Source organism: Photobacterium sp. DNB23_23_1 (genome assembly GCF_052873815.1).
In genome coordinates, this window is the sequence record NZ_JBNNXT010000021.1 from 58870 (window position 1) to 83622 (window position 24753).

General features: G+C 51.6%; 19 protein-coding genes. 9 read left to right on the forward strand and 10 right to left on the reverse strand.

Annotation, left to right across the window (positions count from 1 at the left end):
• Positions 1 to 3: 3 nt before the first annotated feature.
• Both ACVA53_RS14475 and ACVA53_RS14480 read right to left on the reverse strand, forming a co-directional pair.
• On the reverse strand, positions 4 to 684 hold the full coding sequence (locus tag ACVA53_RS14475) for an alpha/beta family hydrolase (RefSeq protein ID WP_446505441.1): 681 nt from the start codon (positions 682 to 684) through the stop codon (positions 4 to 6).
• 14 nt (positions 685 to 698) lie between these two features.
• Entirely contained in the window at positions 699 to 1637 is a 939-nt protein-coding gene (locus tag ACVA53_RS14480) for a transcriptional regulator GcvA (RefSeq protein ID WP_255042413.1), read from the reverse strand.
• A gap of 391 nt (positions 1638 to 2028) precedes the next feature.
• On the opposite strand from ACVA53_RS14480, the gene ACVA53_RS14485 reads away from it, so the two are divergent.
• The gene (locus tag ACVA53_RS14485) at positions 2029 to 3249 is read left to right on the forward strand and encodes an aminotransferase class V-fold PLP-dependent enzyme (protein ID WP_255042412.1); all 1221 of its coding nucleotides are present in this window, start codon (positions 2029 to 2031) and stop codon (positions 3247 to 3249) included.
• An 8-nt stretch (positions 3250 to 3257) separates the two neighbouring features.
• Positions 3258 to 3689, forward strand: a complete 432-nt coding sequence (gene csdE, locus ACVA53_RS14490; RefSeq protein WP_446505442.1) for a cysteine desulfurase sulfur acceptor subunit CsdE — start codon at positions 3258 to 3260, stop codon at positions 3687 to 3689.
• A 146-nt stretch (positions 3690 to 3835) separates the two neighbouring features.
• On the opposite strand, the gene tcdA is transcribed toward csdE, so the two are convergent.
• The 3 genes from tcdA to ACVA53_RS14505 all read right to left on the reverse strand — a co-directional run bounded on the left by tcdA (position 3836) and on the right by ACVA53_RS14505 (position 6449).
• Positions 3836 to 4648, reverse strand: coding sequence for a tRNA cyclic N6-threonylcarbamoyladenosine(37) synthase TcdA (gene tcdA, locus ACVA53_RS14495; protein WP_255042409.1), 813 nt, complete (start codon positions 4646 to 4648; stop codon positions 3836 to 3838).
• A 90-nt stretch (positions 4649 to 4738) separates the two neighbouring features.
• Positions 4739 to 5827: a murein transglycosylase A gene (mltA, locus tag ACVA53_RS14500; protein ID WP_446505443.1), complete on the reverse strand. Its 1089-nt coding sequence runs from the start codon at positions 5825 to 5827 to the stop codon at positions 4739 to 4741.
• A gap of 250 nt (positions 5828 to 6077) precedes the next feature.
• Positions 6078 to 6449, reverse strand: coding sequence for a DUF2850 domain-containing protein (locus ACVA53_RS14505; RefSeq protein WP_446505444.1), 372 nt, complete (start codon positions 6447 to 6449; stop codon positions 6078 to 6080).
• A 276-nt stretch (positions 6450 to 6725) separates the two neighbouring features.
• Between ACVA53_RS14505 and argA the strand changes: the two genes are divergently transcribed.
• The gene (argA, locus tag ACVA53_RS14510) at positions 6726 to 8051 is read left to right on the forward strand and encodes an amino-acid N-acetyltransferase (RefSeq protein WP_255042404.1); all 1326 of its coding nucleotides are present in this window, start codon (positions 6726 to 6728) and stop codon (positions 8049 to 8051) included.
• A 63-nt stretch (positions 8052 to 8114) separates the two neighbouring features.
• On the opposite strand, the gene recD is transcribed toward argA, so the two are convergent.
• The 4 genes from recD to ACVA53_RS14530 form a co-directional block, all read right to left on the reverse strand.
• Positions 8115 to 10271: an exodeoxyribonuclease V subunit alpha gene (recD, locus tag ACVA53_RS14515; RefSeq protein WP_446505453.1), complete on the reverse strand. Its 2157-nt coding sequence runs from the start codon at positions 10269 to 10271 to the stop codon at positions 8115 to 8117.
• Entirely contained in the window at positions 10249 to 13878 is a 3630-nt protein-coding gene (gene recB, locus ACVA53_RS14520) for an exodeoxyribonuclease V subunit beta (RefSeq protein WP_446505445.1), read from the reverse strand. Before recB ends, recD begins: the two co-directional genes overlap by 23 nt.
• Positions 13879 to 14171: 293 nt before the next feature.
• Positions 14172 to 17630 carry an exodeoxyribonuclease V subunit gamma gene (gene recC / locus ACVA53_RS14525; protein WP_446505446.1) on the reverse strand — a complete coding sequence of 1153 codons (3459 nt, stop codon included), beginning with the start codon at positions 17628 to 17630 and terminating at the stop codon, positions 14172 to 14174.
• A 142-nt stretch (positions 17631 to 17772) separates the two neighbouring features.
• On the reverse strand, positions 17773 to 18753 hold the full coding sequence (locus tag ACVA53_RS14530; RefSeq protein ID WP_446505447.1) for a TDT family transporter: 981 nt from the start codon (positions 18751 to 18753) through the stop codon (positions 17773 to 17775).
• A 153-nt stretch (positions 18754 to 18906) separates the two neighbouring features.
• Between ACVA53_RS14530 and ACVA53_RS14535 the strand changes: the two genes are divergently transcribed.
• Positions 18907 to 19791 carry a LysR substrate-binding domain-containing protein gene (locus ACVA53_RS14535; protein WP_255042400.1) on the forward strand — a complete coding sequence of 295 codons (885 nt, stop codon included), beginning with the start codon at positions 18907 to 18909 and terminating at the stop codon, positions 19789 to 19791.
• 2 nt (positions 19792 to 19793) lie between these two features.
• Here ACVA53_RS14535 and ACVA53_RS14540 read toward each other — a convergent pair whose 3' ends face one another.
• Entirely contained in the window at positions 19794 to 20480 is a 687-nt protein-coding gene (locus tag ACVA53_RS14540; RefSeq protein WP_446505454.1) for a DNA-3-methyladenine glycosylase I, read from the reverse strand.
• A gap of 83 nt (positions 20481 to 20563) precedes the next feature.
• Between ACVA53_RS14540 and ACVA53_RS14545 the strand changes: the two genes are divergently transcribed.
• From ACVA53_RS14545 to ACVA53_RS14565, 5 genes are all read left to right on the forward strand, one after another.
• Complete coding sequence (locus tag ACVA53_RS14545; protein WP_446505448.1) at positions 20564 to 20860, forward strand: YebG family protein; 297 nt, start codon at positions 20564 to 20566, stop codon at positions 20858 to 20860.
• 252 nt (positions 20861 to 21112) lie between these two features.
• Positions 21113 to 22144, forward strand: a complete 1032-nt coding sequence (gene dapD, locus ACVA53_RS14550) for a 2,3,4,5-tetrahydropyridine-2,6-dicarboxylate N-succinyltransferase (protein ID WP_255042398.1) — start codon at positions 21113 to 21115, stop codon at positions 22142 to 22144.
• An 88-nt stretch (positions 22145 to 22232) separates the two neighbouring features.
• Positions 22233 to 22532, forward strand: coding sequence for a hypothetical protein (locus ACVA53_RS14555; protein WP_255042397.1), 300 nt, complete (start codon positions 22233 to 22235; stop codon positions 22530 to 22532).
• A gap of 360 nt (positions 22533 to 22892) precedes the next feature.
• A complete protein-coding gene (locus ACVA53_RS14560) occupies positions 22893 to 24092 on the forward strand; it encodes a multidrug effflux MFS transporter (RefSeq protein ID WP_446505449.1) in 1200 nt (399 codons plus the stop codon).
• Between the two features lie 37 nt (positions 24093 to 24129).
• Positions 24130 to 24474 (forward strand): DUF2799 domain-containing protein, encoded by a 345-nt coding sequence (locus ACVA53_RS14565; protein ID WP_446505450.1) that lies wholly within the window; start codon positions 24130 to 24132, stop codon positions 24472 to 24474.
• The last annotated feature ends 279 nt before the right edge of the window (positions 24475 to 24753 follow it).

The following is a 24753-nucleotide window of genomic DNA, read 5'->3' on the forward strand; positions in this document are numbered from 1 at the left end:
CCCCTAGGCCGTACATTCAGTGATGAACTTCGCCAGTAACTTTACGGTCAACTGGCGATTGCCCAGCTCGGTATGGCCCGATGCCTTGCGCGGCTTGAAACTGTGGTCACCATCGGGTAGAAAGCCAACCTCAACGCTCGGAGCATATTGCCAGCCTTCTACTTCGCTGCGGGTACCGAACGTATCGCGCTCCCCTTGCAGGATCAAGGTTGGCAGTGTGATGGCTTGCAAATGATCACCGCGAAAATTCTCAGGCTTGCCCGGCGGATGGAACGGAAAGCCCAAGCAAGCAACGCCTTTGACTTTATCTTGGCAGTTCATCACATCCGGCGACTCATTAGCAATATCGGTCACCATCAGGCTGGCCATCCGTCCCCCCATTGACTTTCCGCCAATCACTAAGTTGCCTTCTTGGGAAAACGCCTCTATGTGGTGCTGGAAATCCAATAACAGCTTAGGCTGTCTGTCTGGCGGACGCTTCTTGCCATCTTCACGGCGCTTGACCATATAGGGAAACTCAAACCGCACCACTCGGCTCCCCTTAAGGGCAAGGCCTTTGGCGATATCGGCCATAAATTCATGCTCCATTCCTGCCCCGGCACCATGGGCAAACAGGAAGGTCGCGCTATATTCGCCACTTGGCGGCATATCAATCATGTACTCGGTCACACTCGTCTCCAACATAATCCCTGTTCACCCTACAGACCATCTTCCACATCTGGCATATTATCGACATCCGGCATAGCTTCCTGCTCACGGGCAGCCTTGGCCAGCACCCAATCACGGAAGGCCTGAATACGGCCGGTTTCGGCCTGACGCTCTTGGCACACGAGGAAGAATGCATTCTTGCTCATCAATACTTCATCAAATGGGCATACTAAGCGGCCTGCCTCCAACTCTGGCTGAGCCAGTACATTGTTGCCAAGAGCGATTCCCTGACCGTGCGCAGCCGCCTGCAGTACCATGGTCGAGTGACTGAAAATCGGCCCCTGATTGACGTTAGTCCCTTCTATGCCGTGATGGCGAACATAGTTTTTCCACTCCTTGCGTGAGGTGTCATGCAGTAAGGTGTGGAGTTTCAGATCATCCAGCGTACGCAGCGGCTTAGCGCCACCAAGCAGCATCGGTGAGCAGACCGGCAGCAAGAACTCCTGATACAGCTTATCGGCCCGCAGTCCCGGCCAGTTACCCCGGCCGTAGTAAATAGCGACATCGACATCTTCGGTCAACGAGCCCTCATCCAAGTCCACCGCTTTAATCCGCACATCGATATCCGGGTGCTGCTCATTAAAATCCGCTAAACGAGGCACCAACCACTGGATGGCAAAACTAGGAGGTAAACTAATGGTTAATGCCCCTTTCGCGCCGCGCTCCAAGACCTTATCAGTGGCATCAGAGATTGCAGAAAATATGTCTTTTATATCGAGAAAATAGCTCTGCCCCTCTTCAGTTAGCAATAAAGAACGATTACGACGGCGAAATAATTTCAGCCCCAAAAATTCCTCAAGCGCTTTAATTTGGTGGCTTACAGCCGCTTGTGTGACAAATAACTCTTCCGCAGCACGGGTAAAGCTGAGGTTACGGGCTGCCGCTTCAAAGACTTTTAGTGAATTGAGTGGAGGGAGACGTCTGGACATACTTTTCCTGCATTAGTTTTTTTTATGGGAAACATTATAAATTGTCCATTGTTCAAGTGCGACATAAACCCTATGATTTGCCCCGCAACGGTGAGCAAGGCCAAGTTTTTAGCCCTCAGGCATTTGACCGACCACGCCGTTGCGATGTTGTGTTTGCATATTGTCCGGGTTATTCCGGTTCGGTAGTCAATCTACCAATTTTACTTCCTGTATTTTTGACCTGTCTGTCAAAAAAATTCTTGGCACTGCGCCCCAACGCAGTGCTTTTTTTTTGCCTGTCACCCACTCACCTTTGCTGTTTGGTATAATTGAAGCAGCCGGAGAAAAACTTGCCCTATTGTTTTTTTCACCGCATGATCTCCCTCTTGTCTTTTTTGCTATGTGACACACCATGACTGCCCAATTTGATATCCAACGTATTCGCCAGCAATTTCCAGCCCTGGCCCAAGAATGCAACGGCCAGCCACTGGTCTACCTCGACAGTGCAGCCACGACCCAAAAGCCGCTGGAAGTCATTGAAACCATCCGGCAGTACTATAGTGGCCACAATGCCAATGTCCACCGTGGTAGCCATACCCTGACGGCTACAGCCACGGCGCAGTTCGAGCAAGCAAGAGAGACGGTGCAGCACTTCATCAACGCCGCCGACAGTAAGGAAATTATCTGGACCCGTGGGGCGACCGAAGCCCTTAACCTGATCGCCCAGACCTATGCCCGCAACACCCTCAAGGCCGGGGATGAGATTTTGGTCAGCGAACTTGAACACCACGCCAACATCGTGCCGTGGCAAATCGTCGCCGAACAAACCGGTGCCAAGGTCGTGAAGATCCCGATGCACAGTGATTGCACGCTAAATATGGATGCCTTCACCCAACGCTTGACAGCCAATACCAAGATAGTCGCTGTTGCCCATGTCACCAATGTGACGGGCACCCGTAACCCGATAGAGGCCATCATCCAAGCCGCCCACGATATCGGCGCGATTACCGTGATTGACGGCGCCCAAGCCGTTGCCCACGAGCACGTCGATGTGCAGGCTCTGGATGCCGATTTCTATGTGTTCTCCGGCCATAAAATTTTTGCCCCGGCAGGGATCGGCGCACTTTATGGTAAAAAAGCCCTGCTTGAAGCCATGCCACCATGGCACGGCGGCGGTAAGATGGTCGAAAAAGTCAGCTTTGAAGGTACCACCTTCTCAGCCCTTCCAGGCAAATTCGAAGCCGGCACCCCCAATGTCGCCGGCAGTTTGGCGATGGCGGCAGCAGTCAACTGGCTGGAAAGCATCGACCACCAAGGGGCCGAGCACCATATCCAAACATTGCGCCAGCGGGCCATTGAAGGGATCCAAGATATAGAAGACTTGCGGATCATCGGCCTGCAGCCGGACGCGAGCCTGTTTTCCTTTGTGGTCGACGGTGTCCACCATCAGGACATCGCCACCTTGCTCGATCAGCAAGGCATTGCCCTGCGTGCCGGGCACCACTGTGCCCACCCGATGATGGATGCACTCAAGGTCAGCGGTACACTCAGAGTGTCCATTGCGCTGTATAATACCCAACAAGATATAGACCAATTTATTGCGGCTCTGCACAAAGCCTGCAGCCTGCTTTAGGAGATTTTATGACACTGCCAAGCCATCCTTTCGGTACCGAAATTACCTGCGAGGCAATCATTGCACAAATGGCGACGGCCAATGGCTGGGAAGATCGCTATCGCAACGTGATCCAGTTGGGAAAGAAATTGCCAGCCATGCCGGAGGAGCTCAAACAGGATCAACTCAAGGTCAGTGGCTGCGAAAGCCAGGTTTGGCTCACCCACCAGCAACGGGAAGACGGAACTTTTCATTTTGCCGCCGATTCCGATGCACGTATTGTGCGCGGCCTGATCACTCTGGTACTGGCGGCTTTTGAAGGCAAAAGCGCCGATCAAATCCAAGCGTTCGATATCGACAGCTATTTTGAGCAACTCAACCTGATCGCTCATCTCAGCCCTTCCCGTGGCAACGGTCTCAAGGCGATTGTCGAACAAATCAAGACGCTGGCTGAAGATTAGTTTCACTAGGCGCCGCTCGCCAATAATACCAATCTGGATAAGTAGTTGATCAAGTATTTATGTAGGTTGGTGTAACCATCGGGCAAAACAAAAAAAGCGAGGATAAATCCTCGCTTTTCTTTTATTCAATCGCGTATCCCAACACGCTATTTTATCAGATGCTTATCCACCAGCTTCTGCAAAATACGAGATACCGCCACAAAGCCAAAGGTCGCCGTCACCATGGTGGCCGCACCGAAACCGCTGGCACAATCCATTCGCTTCGGCCCTTCAGCCGTCGACTTCACACCACATACCGAACCATCAGCCTGTGGGTACTTCAATTGTTCAGTAGAGAAGACACAATCAATACCAAACTTGCGCTTTGGGTTCTTCGGGAAATTATGGTGGCGACGCAGGGTATCACGTAGCTTTTTCGCCAACGGATCCTGAATCGTTTTGGTCAGATCCGCGATTTGGATCTGGGTCGGGTCAATTTGACCACCCGCACCGCCGGTAGTGATCACCTTGTACTTATTACTCTTGCAGTAAGCCAGCAGTGCTGCTTTCGGCTTCATGCTATCAATCGCATCCAGGACATAGTCATAGCGTCCGTCGATGTATTCAGACTGATTCTCTGGGGTGATAAAGTCATCAATCAGGTTGATCTTACACTCAGGGTTGATCAACTTGATGCGCTCGGCCATCACCTCAATTTTGCTTTGCCCCACCGTGCCTGACATCGCATGGATCTGGCGGTTGATATTAGTGACACAAACATCATCCATATCAATCAGGGTCAACTCCCCGATCCCTGAACGCGCCAGCGCTTCTGCCGCCCACGAGCCGACACCGCCAATACCAATTACGCACACATGCGCGGCACGGAAAATTTCCACTTCGCTGTTACCATACAAACGGCGGGTCCCGCCGAAACGTTGGTTATAATTGTCTGATGCTGGGGTATCTAGTTCTCGCATGGCTGTTCCGCGCTGATTCACACATTCATAAAGAAAGAGTGCGATTTATACGCACTCTTTTAGAAATTGTCCAGTCAGCAGCAAGCTAAACTACGGTGCCACCCAAGGCTGCTCGGTTTTCGTGCCCTGCAACCCTAGTTTCCAGACCCGGCCAAAATGCTTGTAATGACCAGCATCGATGCCAGCTTGGGTGCCCATACCATGGTACAAGTCGAGGTGATTTTTCTTCACCGCACCGCCAGTATCGAGTGCCATTAATAATTTAAGCACATGCTGCCCGTTCCAGTTTCCGGCTTCGTCAAGCTGCGGCACTTCGGCCAACAACACACTCCCCATCGGCAAATAGTCTCGATCAGCAGCGACCGAGGCAAAAGCCTGCAGCGGGATCCCAGCGGTTCCCATCACATCGAGGTTATCCTGTGGTTTGAAAAACACATAAGACGGGTTCTGCTCCAGCAGCTCACGAGCTGTTTCCTCATCTTGCTGGCTGACCCACTCATCAATCGCCTTGAGCGACATTTTCTCACGCGGGACTTCGCCTCGCTCGATAAGGATGCGACCGATACTGACATAACGATGGCCATTCTTGCCACGATAAGCAAAGTACTGAAGCTCGTCATTATCATCGAAATGCACAAAACCACTGCCCTGCACTTCCATCATAAACACATCAAGCATCGAGGCACTGTAGCCCAGTTCCAACCCCTGACCTTGCAATGCACCATCATAGATCTCTGCCCGGCTCGGGCACTGGCCGTCACATTCTGGCATGCCATAAACCGGGTAGCGATATACATCATCGGGTTGATGACGCAGTTCAATCACCGGTGAAAAGTAACCCGTGAACATGACATTACCGTATCCGTCACCACCGCCCATCTGGGCGACCTCGATACCGAAATTATCGAGCTCTGATAAATCGCCACCTTGGGCAACCCAGTTATCTACCTGCCGGTACAGCGCCTGATAAGTCGCCGCCATCGATGGAGAGCGCTCAATCACCTTCTCCATCTGTGCCGAAAAGTGACTAAAATCTTTCAGCTTGTCTGACTCGACAACCTCAACCTGATTGAGTACCTGATCAAACTCACCATCCAAGTATTGCTGACCACGATCAGTTGGCTTGGCACACCCCACCAATCCCATAATAAAAAGAGCAATCGTTGCTTTTCTAAACACCGTGAATCCTATGTCGTTTGGTTGGAATCCAATTGTCACCAGTGTAACCAACTGCGGCACGCTCGCCTACAGACGGTTACTTATGAAAGGGTATTTTTCCCTATCTTCCTCTTTCCATTGTCAGCAGTTTGTCTGAATTACTTCATATTCCACGCTGATATTATGAGAAAAGTGGCACTCAAGCAGATCCCAGTCAACCAACTACTGCGCGAATTACCCAAAGCACCAATAAACGAGTGGTACCGATGAACTAATGGGGTTGGTGCTGTGCGATATTCTGGCGAGAAAAAGACGAGATATAATGCGCAGGACGCTGGCGGATAAACCGACCGGACAAGAAAGAATAAGAATAAAGGGTTCCCCCTTTTAGATATTCAAGTGTGCTGCCATCCCATTGATATTGGGTATTGACTTGGCGGCCACCGACAAACACCCCCTCCGGGCGAATTTCAAAACTGTCAGCCGCATAAGGGGCGACGTCCTGCTCTAGCCACATCCCGTTGATATCAGGTAGATTGTTGGAATACGCTTTACTGCCATCTAGAAGGATAGCCAATAGCAATGCCAATACAACGGTCGCGGCAGCAGCCACGGCAAAGCGGATCAATCGGTGTGTAAACAAAGGGAGATTTTGCTTTGTGATCATAACTCTTAAAACATAGCGCTCTTCCCTGTCAATATACCCCAAAGCTTCTGCTTTTCAGTAGTTATCTGCCAACCAAGACAAATAACGAGATCTTCTCCCAAAGTTTGCCGGGGGTATTACATCCATCAAACAGCCACACCCAATGAATTTTTATTGACATAAATCGCATAATCATTAATAACATCTCTATTACCTCGTCGTTAAGCACGATCATTGCCCACGTCGACAACACTGCTACAAGGAAAGCCAGCTGTGAAGTTCAGAAGTACCGCCTTGGTCAAAGGGTTCCGCCAATCAGCCCCTTACCTCAATGCCCATATCGGCAAAACCATTGTCATCATGGTTGGCGGGGAAGCCATCGCCCATGAAAACTTTGCTCACATCGTTAATGATATCGCCCTGCTCAACAGCCTAGGTCTGCGTATCGTGATGGTGTATGGTGCCAGGCCGCAAATTTCCAGCCTCGCCGAACAAATGCACTATACAACCCCATACCACAAAGGGGTTCGGGTAACAGACGAGCGAGCACTGGAAATCGCCAAACAGGCAGCAGGACACCTCCAGCTAGACATTACGGCAAGGTTCTCAATGGGGCTCAACAATACCCCGATGGCCGGTTCGCAAATCAACATTGTCAGCGGCAATTTTGTTATCGCCCAACCGCTAGGAATTGATGACGGGGTCGATTACGCCCACAGCGGACGGATCCGCCGGATAGATACCGAAGCCATCCACCGCCAACTCGACCAACGTGCCATTGTGTTGCTTGGCCCGATAGCCAGTTCAGTCACCGGTGAATGTTTCAACCTGACTTCGGAAGAAATCGCCACCCAGTTAGCTATCAGGCTCAAAGCCGACAAACTGATCGGCTTTTGCTCTGAGCAAGGGGTATTAGATAGCGAAGGAGATGTGGTTTCCGAAATGCTGCCTATCGAGGCTGAGCACGCTCTGCAGCGGCTGGTCGAACAGCAACAAGAAGAGCGTGGCACCGGTCGCTTCCTGCGCGGCGCGATCACGGCATGTCGGGCAGGTGTCCCTCGTAGCCATTTGATCAGCTACAAAGAAGATGGCGCTTTGATCCAGGAACTGTTTTCTCTCGACGGGATCGGTACCCAAATCGTGATGGAAAGCGCCGAGAAGGTAAGGCAAGCCACGATCAATGATATCGGGGGGATCCTCGAGCTGATCCGCCCATTGGAGCAAGACGGCATATTAGTCCGTCGCTCACGCGAACAACTTGAGCAGGAAGTCGAACAGTTCACCATTATCGAACGTGACGGGCTGATCATCGGATGTGCCGCCCTATATCCATTTCCTGACGAGGGAATGGCTGAGATGGCCTGCGTCGCCGTCCACCGTGATTTTCGCGATGGAGACCGCGGTGCCCTGCTACTCAACCAACTCAAACTGCAAGCCAAGAGGATGGGCTTACTCCACTTATTTGTCCTCACCACCCGCAGCCTGCACTGGTTCCGGGAGCAAGGCTTCAGTGAGTCCAGCGTCGAAAGCCTACCGGTTGCCAAAAAGGCGCTGTATAACTTCCAGCGCCGTTCGAAGATATTGATCCTCGATCTATAGATGGTAACCGCTTCCTACCAACCTCAAGAACAGAACAAAACTGCTAGCAGAATGTAATTCAGCTTAGGATAACAAGCTAGCCAAACCACTCGCCCGCTCGGTACGCATGGTCACCGAGCGCTTGAGTACCTCATGGGTGGCAAACATATAGAGCTTGGATTTCGCCCTCGTCACCCCGGTGTACACCAACTCACGGGTCAGGATCGGGCTAAAATCAGGTGGCAGTACCATCAGGGTATCGGCAAACTCAGAGCCCTGCGACTTGTGGATCGTCATGGCATACACCGTATCGTGCTCGGGTAAGCGGCTTGGTAGCACACCACGAATAGTGCCGTCCGGCATCTCGAAGTACACCCTGAGTTTGCGATTACCCGTTTGCGGATCGACCTCGCTGTCATACATCGCAATCCCAATATCACCGTTATAGAGCCCCAGTCCATGATCATTTTGACTGATCATCACCGGCCGGCCGACATACCAAGTCTCGTCACCCGGCGCTATCTTGCCCTTGCGGGTTAAAGCCCGTTCAATTCGTTGATTCAAGCCTGTAACGCCAAAGTCACCCTCACGTACCGCACACAGCAGGCGCACTTGGGCAAAGGCTTTGAGTACATCCCCCGGCACTTTGCCTTCGGCAATAGCATCGAGATAATCGCTATAGAAGGTCACCACATTGGTGATCATCGTCTGGTAACTTTCGCTGCCCAGCGGATAAAACTGAATGTCGCGAAAGCCCTTTTGCCAAACCAGTTCAACCAGATTAGGCTTACCACTATTTATCGCCTTGGCCAACTGGCCGATCCCCGACTGGGCATGAAAGCGATAGCTCTTTTGCAGCATACACAAGCTATCGGCCACCGCAGACGGGGCAGCCAGTGCTTGTTGGAAGCGAAAACCCGTCAATTGGCCAAGTAACTGACTTTGCTCAGTCGTGTAGCCTTGTTCGGCAAAGCCACAAATATCCCCCAGTACCGCACCGGCTTCTACCGAAGCCAGCTGATCCCTATCACCCAGCAAGATCAGCTTGGCATGGGCAGGTAATGCATCGAGCAATCGCGCCATCATCGGCAAGTCCACCATCGAGGCTTCATCCACCACCAAGACATCCAAATGCAGCGGGTTTTCGTGGTTATGACGAAAAGCCACCCGGTTGGGGATAGCACCCAGCAAACGGTGAATGGTACTGGACTGGGTCGGGATATTGCTTTTCACAACGTCGTCAACCGCAAGAGAATCCACCGCCGAACCAATCGACTCGGTCAACCTTGCTGCCGCTTTACCCGTAGGTGCCACCAGCTTTATATCAGGTAATAACAACGCTCCCTGCTCGTCCCGCACATTACGCTGGAGAGCCTGGGTCACCAAGGCCGCCAGCAATTTGGCGACCGTGGTCGTTTTGCCGGTACCTGGACCACCAGAGATCACCGCAAACTGACGAGTCAGGGCAACAGCTGCCGCGACTTTCTGCCAGTTAAGGCAGCTCTCGGCCGGTACCAAGGTATCCAATACCGACAGCGCCTCGACACTGTCGGCAACGACAAGAGCGGCGTCTATTGCCGTCCAATCCAAAGCGGATGAGGTGACAACATCCAGCTTGTCACAGACTTCCCGCTGACGATCCTGCGCGGTGCCCCCTTGTTGCTCAAGCTGTTGCAAGGCGGCAAACAAGTAACGGTAATCACGGGCAAACAATTCATCGAGTTTGGAGGCCATCAATTCAGGCTGAAGATCATTTCCTCCTCCTTGCGCCCGCAGGCGAAGCTGGGAAGCGACCAGTTGCTCGAACTGCCAATAGCGGTTGAGGTAAACCCTTTCGCCATCCATCACCAGTGGTGTTGCGCGGCTACCGTCCGAGACTGCCCCTGACTGTGCCAGCAAGGCTTGCCATAAGTGGGGCTCTGGCAAGTCATCGAGCAAAGGTAGACTGAGCTTGCTTGGCAGGCCAAACAGCCGTGCGGTATCAATCTGCGACAATAGCAGGCAAACATGTCCCTGCCCCAGCTCATAGCTTGCCAGCGCCGCAACTAACGTGACTAAACGGCTCACCTGCGGATCAATCGTTACTGCCGCTTCAGCCTGGCTTCCAACAACCGGCTGACTACTGCTTAGTGCAACAAATTTGGCAAACTGGTGATCCAGCGGACGCAGACTTCCCTGGCGGACAAGAGTCTCTAGGTTAGCAAGGGTCTCAAGGTGGTTAAGCATCGGGTGATTCTCCATCAATCAAAGTCTCCAGCTCGGTCAGCAAAGCCAAAGAAGGCTTGGCACGAAATATACCGCTATCGCTGCCTGCCTTAACTCCCCGCAAGAACAAGTAATAGACACCACCGAAGTGGTCATCGTAGTTATAGTCAGCCTTACGGCTTTTCAGGAAGCGGTGCAAGGCCAGCGCATAAAGCTGGTACTGGAGATCGTAACGATGATCGACCATTGCATGATCCAGCATGTCCCCTCGATACACGTTTGGATCGTCACCCAGCCAGTTTGACTTCCAGTCCAACACGTAATAACGGCCATCGTGCTCGAACACCAAGTCAATAAAGCCCTTAAGCATGCCACTGACGGTGGCGAAACCCAGCTCACCAGCTTTGGCTGACAGCTTGTCGTGACGGGCAATCACCTTGTTGAGTAATGGTGCCGACAACAAATTGATCGGTAGCATAAACTCCATTTCGGTCAGGCGTTGGGCTGGCGCCATCTCACCTAACCGCATCGCATCACCATCGAGCGGACACGCCAGTACATCGCGGATCATGGTCTGCAATACCGGCAGCCATTCCTCGTCATAATTTTCCAGCCGTAGCAACTCCAGGATCTTCTCTGTGGTTGCCGGACTGTCGACCGGCGCAGTAAACTCAATTTCCTCAAACAAGGTATGCAGGAAGGTCCCCGGCCTTGCCCCTTTCGGGAAGGTGTAAATCGAGCGGGCCGGTTCAATCTCTTCATCACCCAAGGCTTCATCACCCGATGAATCGGTATCAAAACCCGGTAACTCGAAAGAGGCATCATGATGGCTATGGCCTTGTTTTATCAGCCCCGAATAACTGGTGATCCACCAGCTACGGTCAATGTGTTTATCAAACACGGATGCCGACAACTGCGGCTTCTCTTCCTCAACCGGTAGCCACGGGCTATCAGGCAAGGGCGGCGGTGGCAGTACCGTTACCGCTTCAGATTGCACAGCCAGTGCGTCCAGCGCATTTGCCAACTCGGTCAAGCCGCCCTCTTGGGCGTTTTGTACCAACCAGCCAATCGCCGAGCGGTGCAAGCCTGTTGGCTCCTTGCGGCTCAAACCGTTGCGGATCGGTGACATCCCGATATAACAACCATACACGGCACGAGTCAGTGCCACATACAACAAGCGTAGATCTTCCGCTAACCGCTCTTTCTCGGCCAGCTCCATACTTTCTTCGCTGGCGGCGATATCCAGCACCGACTGCTGGCTCAGCTCATCATGAAACAGCGCAGTATTGGCTTCACGATAACTACAGACAAATGGCAGGAAGACGATGTCATATTCAAGCCCTTTGGACTTGTGGATCGTAACAATCTGAACCAAGTTACGGTCTGACTCCAAGCGCAACTGCTGCTCATCGGCATTGCCGTTGGGCTCTTCAATATGCTCGGCCAGCCAGCGCAACAGGCCATGATCACTGTCGAGGGTTTGGCTCGCCTGTTGCAGCAGCTCACCAATATGCAGGATATCGGTTACCCGCCTTTCACCACCGTTTTGGCTCAGTAAGGTTTCCGGGATCTTACGCTGGGCCAGCATGTGGCGCAGCATCGGCAGCACCCCGCGGCTTTGCCACAACTTGCGGTAACCACGAAATTCCGAGACATATTGCTCCCAGACGGTTTCACTGGTGTTCATCGCATCAAGCGAATGTGCTGTCAGGGCAAACAAACTTGAAGCTAATGCGGCGCGCATATTACGGTCATCTTCCGGGGTCAGTACCGCCTGTAAGAAACGCAATACATCCACCGCTTCGGTACAGGCAAATACGCTGTCGCGGTTAGAAAGATAAACACTGGCAATGCCTTGATCGGCCAAGGTACGGCGGATCAAGGCCGCTTCGCTACCGGTACGCACCAGCACCGAAATATCACTGGCATGAATTGGCCGGGTTTGCTCAACGTCCACCAATACGGCTTTGTTCTGCTGCGATTGGGTGAGGATTTTCTGAATTTCGGCGGTCGTTGCTTCGGCCATTACCTGCTGGTAATCGCCTTTCTTCACCGGCTCTTCGGCCTGTTGGTGCCAAAAACACATGGCAGGCTGCTTCACGCCATCAAGTTGCCAACCGCGTCCTTGGGCCCTCGGGCTGTGATCAACCGGCAAGAAGGTAATGTCTTCATCGTAGATAAACGGTCGGTCTGGGTGCTGGAATATCCGGTTGACGGCACCCACCATTTCCGCGGTCGAGCGCCAGTTGGTGCCCAATGTATAGTGAGCGGTAACCTGACGTCGTGCCTGAATATAGGTGAAAATATCAGCACCACGAAAAGCATAAATCGCCTGCTTGGGATCACCAATCATAAACAGGCCGCAAAGGGATCTCATATCTTCTGGCTGCTCACTTTCAAGGTGGTCTTCACCATAGCGGCCCTCACCATAAATGGTGCTGAAAATACTGTACTGCAGCGGATCGGTATCTTGGAATTCATCGATCATCGCCACCGGGAACAAGTGGCGGATCCGGCTCGCCAGCAACCCGCTTTCATCTTGGCTCAATGCAGCCGAAAGCTGGGTTAGCAGATCATCAAAAGAGAGCCAACCCTTGCGCTGCTTGGCATCAATCAACAGCTGGCGACACTCTTTTATCGCATGGGCCAGCAAGGGATCACGCACATTGGGCTTGTCCGCTAACAGCTCACCGATAGCCACAAATACTGGATGCTCCGGTGGCTGGCCTTTGCTGGTTTTCTCAAATAACACGTGCTGGTCAAATTTACCCAGCGATTTTGGCAATTGGTAACCGGTATTATCCCGCTCGGCCCATTCGCCGACTTCAGTCAGCGCTTTGGGCAAACTGGTTTTGGTATAGCTGCGCTTGTTCACCCCAGAGCTGGCAATAATGTCATGCAAATCATCGGCACTGTCTCGCCACAGTCGTTTGACGTGATTGATGCGCTGCAAATTATCTTCATGCACTTGCTCAAGACTGCCGCTCAGCACTGGGGCACGAACGGTGATTTCAGCACCAGACAAAAAGCGGTTGATCTCTTTTAGCAAGCTCCCCGGGGCAGCCCATATTTTCCGAACTTCGGCCGCCAGGCTTCGCGGCAGCGGGTAAAAATTACGGCGCCAGAAATCGGCCACGACCTGCGCCCGCAGGTGGCTTTCTTCGGTAACAAATTCATTGTTGAACAAACTGCCCGACTCAAAAGCATTCTGGGTCAACATCCGCTGGCAGAAACCGTGGATAGTAAAAATCGCGGCCTCATCCATCTGCCGTTCGGCCTGAAGCAAGATCGCGGCAGCCGCCTTGTGATCGGAAATATCAGCCAGTAGCGGCTTAATCACCGGATCATTACTGCTGCCCCGGCTAAACGCCAAACGGGCATCATGAATCCGGCGACGAATACGATCACGCAGTTCAGCGGTCGCCGCTTCAGTAAAGGTCACCACCAAAATCTGATCAACGGTCAACTCACGGGGGAACCGAGTTTGATCGTCACCATGACCAAGCAGCAAGCGCAAATACAAACTGGCAATGGTGAAGGTTTTCCCGGTACCGGCCGACGCTTCTATCAAGCGATTGCCGTGGAGCGGGAAACACATCGGCTCCAGCGGCTCAGGAGTAATGAGAAGAGATTGTTGAGTCATAGAATACGCCGATTCCTATCAGTGAACTGGGCCACGCTTTCATCAGAAAACCCCGCCCGTACAAAATTATTTTTTGTGATCTAGCACTAATTCAAATAAATATATCGAAATTAAGCACTAACTCATCTATTAATATGAGAGACATTTCACGGTTTCCACCCAGTGGCTCCGCTAGTATCTGAACCACGAAACTTGGTCACCTCTGGACCGGTGGCCGTACAGCGAACACCCTACAATCAAAAATGATTTGCTGGCGGCCACACTACACCTCCCTGCCTTACCCACAAGTACAATTAGTCCAGCTCAACCTCTCGCAACTGCATCACAGCAGGCCTTAGAATATGGGTTTCCCACTGCAACAACTGCGCAGCAAGTTCGTCATCCCATAGCGGCCACACCCGGTGGATATAACTGTTATTGCCTTCACCGTCGAACATATAACCGCCGTTAAACGCCTCAGCCCTCTTGCCGTCGGCTTTCGTCAAGGTCGTAGGATCGTCACACCATTGTCCCTTTTTATCGATACAAGCCTGGATCCCTGCATGGGCAGTTCGGGGGAAATAGGGCAATGGGTGGGTTAGCCCGCGGTCATAGCCTTCTATAAGTACCGCCAATTGTTCCACCGCATACGCTGCCGATACTGGTTCGAGCTGCCAGCAGCCATCAACCCCAACAAGATAGGTCGGTTGACTTGGCTTCATGACAGCAAAACACAAATGATCCAGCCAACAGGCCAAAATATCCTGCGCCCGGATTTTCCCTGGTCGGTAACGGACCAAACCTTGCTGAGTGACATGCTTGAGCCACCCCTGCAGGCGGATCCCGCGCCCTGCAACCGTCACCACGCAGTCCACTTCAACATCCGGTAGCGGTTGAGCCATAAACTGGGCCACGCTGTCGGCCAATTGCTCTATCTGAACACGCTCTTCCAACAATTCCAGCTCACCAAATTGTGCCACTGGTAAGCCTCCAGCCGCCTGCTGGTAACGAGCAAACTGCTCGAACACTTGATCTCGGTTTATTGGCTTGCCTTGTGAAGGCTGCCTTTGACAGTCGAGGAAAGTCGTCAGCAAGGCTTCACGTAATTGGTAGCGTCCCAGGCCATCGAGGGCAAAGGGCTCATCATCTTCCGGCCCACCCTGATGACTATCAAAGAACACTTTCAAGCGGCGGTTGAAGAAATACTGCACCGGCAAACGCCAGAATCTACTCAGTTCCGCCAGCTCCAAAACGCCCTCAGCCCTGTCGTCGCTCAAATCCGGTTCTAGCGGCACAGACTGGAATATTTCAGGCTCGATGAAAGCCTGATTAGCGACCGGAAGCCATTCTGCGGCATAACTATTGTTACCACCGCTAAAAGACTGCGGACTGAAAGGCACCAATGGATGGATATTGGTTAGGTTGGTCACCAACTTGTGTGCCGACTCGTCAACGGGTAAGGCTTCATCACCGTCAAGACAATATCCCTGCTGGCAATATTCAAGCAATTCGCTCACCAGTACCGACGGGACTTTCTCGCTGTTGTCCTGAATAGAACGCCCCACATAACTGATATACAAGGCTTGCTGGGCAGACTGAATAGCCTCGAGGAACAAATAACGGTCATCATCCCGGCGCGAGCGGTCACCGTGACGGGTTTGGCCCGCCATGAGATCAAACCCTTCGGGCGGGATCGAGCGAGGATAGACACCATCATTCATTCCCAGCAAACACACGATCTTGAACGGGATAGAGCGCATCGGCATCAAGGTACAGAAGTTCACCTGGCCAGCCAAAAAGCGCTGGCTGATCCGTTCACCCGATAACTTGCCATTGAGGTAATCGCGCATCACCGCAGGGGTAATATCGGCCTGGTAACCGGCATCCGCCAACTGCTGCTCAAGCTGCTGGATCTTGTCGCGGATCATCCGGAGTACCATCTCGCCATCAATATCCACCGCAAAGCAGTCATCCAGCATCTGGTTGAGCACCGCTATCCAGCTCGCAATCGGCTGCGGTTGTGCCAACTGCTGGCGATAATGCATCAAGGTTTCGATGAACAGACCAAGCTGGCCTGCCATCTCGGCATCCATCCCTTGCACTTCTTCATAGGCCAGCACGCCTTGGTACAACCCGGCCTCTTGTGGCATGGCATAACCTAGCAGCATACGCTGTAAACCGAACAGCCAAGTATTCTGCTGCTGGCGTGGTAAGGCGAACTCCTCGGCGGTGTCATCATCCAGCCCCCAGCGGATCCCCACTTCTTCAATCCACAGCTTGACCCGTTCGAACTTGTCGCTATCAAAGCCAAACCGCGCCATGACCGCCGGGACTTCAAGCAGCTCCAAAAGCTCCGATGCCTGGCAGCGGCTTTCCGGCAATGCCAACAGACGCAAGAAAGCGAGTAACGCGGGATTTTCCTGATCGGCACTGCGATCCGAAATAGAAAACGGTATATAGCGATCACCCGGCGCATTGCCAAATACCGCCTGGATGTATGGGCTGTAGCTGTTGATGTCGGCCACCATCACCACGATATCACGGGGTGATAAATCAGGACTCTCCGCCAGCATCGCCAATAGATTATCGTGCAGTACTTCGACCTCGCGCATCGGCGAGTGGCAGGCATGGACACTCAGCGAGTTGTCATCGGCGGCAATGGCCAGTTTATGGTGACTGGACTCGGTGATTTCATCATTGATTCGATCGTCCAAATTGAGGATATCGGCCTGGACGGCATGGAGCAGTGAATCTGGCTCGATATCGACAAACGCCTCAACTTCATGGGCTTCCATATCCGATAGCAGATACAAGTTATCCCGGCCTAGCTTGCCAAGTGACGCCAGCAAAGTATTGCCGACGGCTCCCTCATGGGTTTCATCCACCACATTGGCTTCAATATCCCCTTTGAGCGGCGAGATCACCGCACCGTGTTCACTGTGATCAGCACACCACTGCAACTGCTGGCGTTGCTTGGCGGCCAATCGGGCAAGGAATTTGCGATCGCGTACATCACCCCAGTAATGCCGGCAAGGGTTGGTAAACATCAGGTGGACATCGATATGTTTACCCAGCGCCGCTAGCGCATCGAGATAACGCGGCGGCAATGCTGAAATACCAAATACGAACAACCGCTTAGGCAGCCCTTTGGGTAATGGCGAGCCACTTTGCAAATAACCTTCAAGGGTCTCGATAAAATGGTCATACAGATTGGCACGGTGATACGGCGACTGGCCCAGAGCCAAGGTGTGATCATAAAGCGACTGCCACAGCAAGGGCTGCCACGGGTGATCTTCCACCAGCTCAGGATCTATCACATCAGACTCCCAAGACTGGATCCACTCCGGCCGATACACCAAATATTGGTCAAAGATATCGGCGATTTTTTCAGCCAGCTGGTAACTTTTGACGAGATTGGGATCGTCACACAGGTAGTTAGCCAGCGGCACGAACTCTGGACGCGATAACTGCTCTGGTAGCACCTGCAACAATTTCCAGGTCATGGCCTCTTTGTTGAAGGCACTACGCTCTGGCACATCACTCAACACTTGGGTGAACATGTTCCAAATAAACGTTGCCGGAAGCGGAAATTCGATATTGGCGGCAATCCCCTGAGACTTCGCCAGTTCCAATTTCAGCCACTGTGACATACCAGGACTTTGGACCAAGATCTGTTCTTGCTCGAACGGATTGGCCAATGGATCCAAACGGATAAGCTCAACAAGCAGGGACTTAAGAAGATCCAGTTGATTAGAGTGATAAACAGTAAACACGCGAGTGACTCACCGGTAGAGGAAATTACCTTTGATTGTCTATCATCAATGGATTAGCTGCAAATTCAAATCATTAAAAAGCCCTGCATTGCTGGGCTATTAGTCAGATGACATCTCAAGCACCGAGCTTCCATGCCACATATCACGCACGGCGAGGTGTCAGGCAGTGCAGCAACTGAGAAACTGGACGGTAGAATGCCGCATAACGAAGGGCAACATAACTCACTACCGCCGTCGCAGCATAAAGTTCAAAGTGAGCTAAGGCCGACACCTGCTGGATATATTCCACATCATATCCCTGAGTGGTCATCCAAGCAGTCGCTTTAAACATCGCTGTCGCACTGATCACTAACGGGAAAGTGAATGCGGCATAGCCTGGGCTGAACGTTAAACGTAGCAGGCGGAATAATGCCAAGTAGATGACAAATGTCATCAGTACTGCAATCCCGCCAAGCAAGGCAATAATGACCGGTGATGGTTGCGGGGTGACAGTGAGATAACCAGCCAGAGATAGACTTGCGGGCGCAGCCATAATCGCAATCGTTGGTTTGGCGGCATCGGGAATTTCATGACGGAACATCAGGCGGTAAATCATCAGAGGTAGCATCACAGCATAAATCCCCATACCAAACAGTTGCAGACCTTCCGCCAATGGGCGCAACGCACCGCCAGGAAAAGCCACATCAGCGACGATAATACCAATAGGTGGGACAAACCAGCTTGGAACCATGTGGTGCAGCTCAAAATCTTTTACGCGGTGGTAAGTAAACAGTGCCAAAAAGATCAGGTGCAGTACAACGGCTGCTAGCCACAAAGCCTGGCCTGCAATCGGATAGTCGCCCCCCAAGGCCTTAGACACGACCATGGCCCCCATGGCAAACGTCGGTACGACACTGCCCACAACCGGATGGCTGAGATCTTGCCACAGGGCTTTGGGGTGAATAAGAAACTTAACCAGCAACACCATCAACAAGATACTCGCTATCCCAGCCCCGACCCGTTGTCCTTGACCTCCAAGATCCGCGGCATTTTCCCAACACCAACCAAGGCTAGCAATGCCTAAAGCCAAGCCAGCCATTGGTGTCGGAGCACCGAGTACTTTTTGCTTTGTTACGGTAATCATTTCTTTGCTCCCCAACGACAGCATGTCACTACTATTTAATACCCAGCTAGTTTATTGGCACTTAATCGTTTAGGATATTTGAATTAAATTAATGCATCGTTAAGAAAAACGAAACCAAAGGCAAAATAAATAGACAAAACAAGAGACAACCTGATGAATATCGCCCTACGCCAATTAAAAGTGTTTGTCACTGTCGCCCAAGAGCTAACCATTACCGCGGCGGCCGAGAAGCTATATCTCTCCAAACCCGCTGTCAGCATGGCACTCTCCGAGCTAGAAAAACAACTTGGGCACAAGCTGTTTGACCGCAACAATAACCGCCTACTGATCAACGAACAGGGGAAACGTTTACTGCCATTGGCCGATGAGCTACTGGCGCGCAGCCAGGATATCGAGCAACTGTTTTGCCAAGAAGGCCCGGTAACCGGAAAGCTTAAGATCGGCTCAAGCGATACTGTCGGCAACCAAGTGACCCCGTTCCTGCTGCGGGACTTCCGCCAAAACTCTGGCCATTGTGATCAGAGCCTGTTTATCGCCAATACCGCCCAAATCTGCCATATGCTCAGTGAGTTCGAGTTAGATATCGGCCTTGTCGAAGGTAAGGTACAAGCCGACAACCTGGCCGTGATCCCTTGGCTGGGTGACGAAATGGTGGTGGCCTGCCACCCCGCCCACCCACTGGCACAGGTTGAGCAGCTTGGCCTGAGCGATCTTGAACACAGCGAATGGATACTGCGCGAACCGGGCTCCGGGACCCGCGAATATTTCTTTGGCCGTCTGGCCCCGCGACTGGAAAATTGGCATCAGGCTTTTGAGCTCAACAACACTGAGGCCATTATCAACTGTACTGCTGCAGGCCTTGGTATTACCTGCCTCTCCCGCCGCGCCGTCGAGCATGCAGTCAAAGACAACCGCCTTACCATTCTGCCGTTACCGCTCGATATGCAACGTCAGTACTGGTTGCTCTACCACAAAGAGAAATACCAAAGCCCATTGCTGAAGCTATTCATCACCTTTTGTCAGCAGTGGCGCCTATAAAATCACACCCGGTTATCACCACTACTGAACGCAATGATCTGGCTGATTTGACACATCGCTCGGCCAGACTCCTGCTGCCAGTCACTAAAGGCTGTTTGCGCAGCCTTCAATGATTTTTGCGTATCTCTCCCACCATCAATAATTCCGGTCTGACGCAAATAGGCTTCAACATCCCGGCTCAGAATAAAGGTATCTTTGCCCATAATACGTAATGTGTAAGGGCCAGTATTGCCTCCTAAGCGCTTGCCGTGCTTTTTTAAATAGCGCCAGAGGCCTGTAATGTCATCCTGCGGCCAGTCAGCGACCATAGCGGCAAAAGATCCATGTTCAAGCGCAGCTTCGTGGATCATCTGAGCATTATCAGGAATAGTCATCACCTTGCCCAAGTGACGGATGATCGCTGGCTCAGTCGCTTTTCGCTCCCACATTTCGGACGGCATCAACAACATCTTTTCAATATCAAAGCCGAAGAATACCTCTTCGAAATTGGGCCATTTGTTACGTACAACCTGCCAGCTGATCCCAGATTGAAAAACTTTCTGGGTAAATGCTGCCAACCAGCGATCATCACCTATCTGTTTTAGCTGTTCAGCTGACAATGGCGTCGCCAACATGCTTTCTAGCACACCCACTCCCCCCTTGCGCTCTGCGGCTCGGGCATATATTTGCGAAAATTTTTCTCTTGCCATCACATTAACACGCTTATCACTGGACATAGCCCTTAATGCTACTGTATAAACAGCCAGTAAATCAATTTCGGGAGAGGGTGACCATGGCTGTTATCGTCAAATATGTAGTTGAGCGCAACGGAGAAGAAAAGATGACTTTCACCTCTAAGTCCGAAGCCGACGCATACGACAAAATGCTAGATATGGCTGACGAGATGTTTACTTTGCTAAGCGAAAGTGAACTTTTCGAGGATGAAGCCAAACAAGAAGAGCTTTCGCTATTCTTGGCACAAAAACGTGAAGACGTGCTAGTTGCACTAGGAGCGAAGAAGAAAGCCGCTCCGAAGAAAAAAGCGGTTAAGCCTGAAGTTGTTGCCGAGCAACAAGATGATGCGGCTTAATAACTAAACCGACTAATATCCTTCATGATAAACCTCCTTTTCTGGGAGGTTTTTTTGTTTTCGGCAGCCGTATGTTCCGACGCTAAAATTATCAATAGCGATAGCCGTTTCTCATTGTCATAATTTCATCATTTTTCACCGATTCCTCCCTCCCCCCTTCAATATCGGCGCAAGTGTCTTTATGATGGGTTCATCACACTTTGCCGACCTATAGTCCGGCATGAATTACTTTGACATGGAGAACCAACAGTAATGGCCAGCTTTTCACTAGCCCTTGGAACTGCAACCAAAAACCGCGATAACAAAATCATCGAAGCGTTTTTTCCAACCCCGATCCTAAATCCAGCTGACGCGCTAGTTGACGCCATTGCCGCTATCGTCGATTACAAGGAAGGTAATCAGGCTATCGAAATCACGGCAGCCCAGAGCGCCGACCTTGCAGCCGCTTTCAGCGCTGCAGGTGAAGAAGCCAGCGCAAGCTTCGCAACTAAGGCTGCGACCTCAGAACAACCGCTTGTTGTTGTGATCCTTGCTACTGACGAAGCGCCAACTTCAGTGTCTGAAGGCTTCCTGAAGCTACAGCTTATCTCTCATCGCCTCGTTAAGCCTCACGGCGTGGTACTAGACGGTATTTTCGGTCTGCTTCACAACATCGCTTGGACCAACCAAGGTCCTATCGATCTGCCTGAGCTGGCTGATCGCCAAATGGAAGCTCGCCTGAATGGCGAAACTATCACTGTCGACTGTGTCGACAAGTTCCCGAAAATGGTCGACTACGTAGTACCGACTGGCGTGCGTATTGCTGACACGTCACGTGTTCGCTTAGGTGCCCACGTGGGTGAAGGCACAACCGTTATGCACGAAGGTTTCATCAACTTCAACGCGGGTACAACCGGTGTGAGCATGGTTGAAGGCCGTATCTCTGCAGGTGTTGTTGTAGGTAACGGCTCTGACATCGGTGGTGGTGCTTCTATCATGGGTACATTGTCTGGCGGCGGTAAAGTCGTTGTATCGATTGGTGAAAATAGCTTACTGGGTGCCAATGCCGGTCTAGGTTTCCCAATGGGTGACCGTTGTACTATCGAGTCTGGTCTATACGTGACGGCGGGTTCAAAAGTCCGCATGCTAGATAAGAGCGGCCAGGAAGTCGAAATGGTGAAAGCACGCGATCTTGCAGGTGTTTCAGACCTACTGTTCCGTCGCAACTCAGTGACAGGTCAGATCGAGTGTCTGGCAAACAAATCAGCGGTAGAGCTGAACAGCGAGTTACACAGCAACAATTAATCGCCTGTAACAAAACGCCTCATCAGAGGCGTTTTTTCTTTCTGACGTTGATGAGAAGGTAGCAGCAAACAAAGATAAGGAGTAAGTAATGACGTTTTTCTGTGAACGGGAAGAAACTGATAGCGAGATCAAAATCATCCTTAAACCCCATTCATTGTATGTGATGTTGCTAATGCTGGCAGTATGGCTGATAAACGAACTGGTATTACACAGCATGCCGGTGACTCAAATCATCATGCCCATGTTCATCATCTTTATGGTGATCCGCTTCTTCTCCTTGGTCAAAGTGCAAAAAGAAGTACTGGTTGCGATGAAGCAAGGCAAGGTACAAACCACTGGCAGCAAATTTTCCTTCTCAAGCCCCTTTACCTACACGATCAGTAAGTAAGTTAATACTCGTTCCCACTGGGAAATAATCCATTGAGCCTGCGCTGCTTATCCTTCCCCTTCTAAGCGTGCATAATATTTACACCCAAGCCACCTAAGTATGCTTGGTTCAGCAAGAATTGGCTGGAAGTTAAGGGTCGGCGGCAATTGACCAACCGAGTCTCTAAAGTCGCTAACACAGCATAGTCCTGAGCAACCTCGCCCTTCGGGTACAAATCAATTCCCCTACTTCAGCGTCAAATAACTTAGCAATAGGCTAACTATTCCATTCGGTTATTTCCCTTGAACTGAGCACATTGATTAAGTTCTGAATCCAGCAACTTAAGGTTACTTAGGGATAATCCACACAACAGGAGATAAAATGGCCGGATTTAACTGGAAACCACTATTGCTTGCATGCTTAATTGTCAGCATCGGACAATTAAGTTTAGGACTGGTCTTTCCAGCACTACCTGCCATTGCTGTCTCCCTTCAACTCTCTACTGAACAAGCCCAGTTATTAGTTTCAGGGTACTTGTTCAGCTTCGGTGCCTCACAGCTTGTCTATGGCCCATTATCCGATGTCCTTGGACGTAGGCCCGTATTGTTAAGCGGCTTATTAATTGCTGCATTAGGGTTGGCGGTCGCTGTCTTGCAAGCAGACACCTTCCATTGGTTACTGCTAGGCCGGATTATCCAGGGGATGGGCGCAGGCAGTGTGGCAGTATTAGCACGGGCCACTATTCGAGATAGCTACCAACGCCAAGATTTGGTCAAAGCCATGACTTGGTTAGCAATTGTAGCCGCCTTTACCCCGATCATGGCCCCCGTCGTTGGCGGAATTGTGAACCACCATTTTGGTTGGCTAACGGTGTTTGTCGTGCTGCTGGGCTATATCGCTATTGTCTGGATACTGTTGCTACTGTGCTTTTCTGAAACCCTATCAACAACTCAACGCCCCCAGTCTGTCAACCAATTGGCCAGATCCTATCAGTCATTAATCCAAGATCGGCACTTCCTTTCCTTCGCCGGTATCGGCTGGGTTAACTTCTCGCTGGTTGTCCTGTCTATCTCGATGATGCCGTTTATCATGCAGATACAGATCGGGATGACTTCCGAGCGTTACGCTCTTTGGGCAATGGGGCCTGCATTCGGCTTGCTATGTGGTGGTTTAATCTGCCAAAGGCTTCGCCCTCGCCTAGGAACACAGAGAATGCTTATGCTTTCTCCGTTGCTACACTTATTGGCCGGCTCAGTATTAATTGCAGCCCCCCTGTCACCGATCTGGATGGTCACTGGTCACTTCCTGATGGCGATGGCCAACGGTATCGCTTTTCCTTGTGCCCAATCGCTGCTGCTCGTCCCTTATGGCAACAAAGCGGGTACGGTCTCAGCCCTCTCCGGGGCCTGCCAAATGGTGTTTGCGTCACTGCTAAGCAATGGCCTGTTAAAACTGGGGATCAGCCAAGCTTGGCACTTGGGAGGATTGATGGTGATAGGAGCTGGTATGGGGCTATTATTAGCAATGCTGGGGACAATGAGCGAAAGCGGCCGCCGGGCAGTGGCAACTCTCAATGGATAAACCATAATTAACTCAGTTCGTTAATTGAGGAAAAACCATGGCTAGGTTACTTGGTCTTTGCTTACTGGGTATTTCACTCACTTTTCTAGGTGCTTGTTCAAGCCAGCATGAAACCGACTTGGCGAAAAACAAGCAGTGGGAAGAGCTTGGTACCTATCATGGAGAGCAAGGCTATCGTGAGTTGAATGAAATAGATCTCGGCAAACGCGGTGGCTTTTCTGAGGTTGAGTATGAAGAATACCGTGCTGGCTACCTGAAAGGGCGATTTGATTATTGTGCAGGTAAGAAAACTGTAGGCACGGTCATCAATCCTGGCTATCCGAATGATTGCCAAGATAGCCAGTCAAGTTCGAGTTATGGCTTAGCTGAGCGGGGATACTGAGCGGTCAGGCTGGCGCACCTGCGGGACTCATTCGCCTGCAAGGCGAACATAACCTTCAAACGTAAAAAAGCCCAGTCTTTCGACTGGGCTTAGTATAAGTGGCGGAACGGCCGGGGTCGCGCTCGATCGGGACTCAAGCCGAAGGCTCGTGAGAGTCCAATCTGTAAACGGTAAAAAGCCCCGTCTTTCGACGAGGCTTCTTAATAAGTGGCGGAGCGGACGGGACTCGAACCCGCGACCCCCGGCGTGACAGGCCGGTATTCTAACCAACTGAACTAC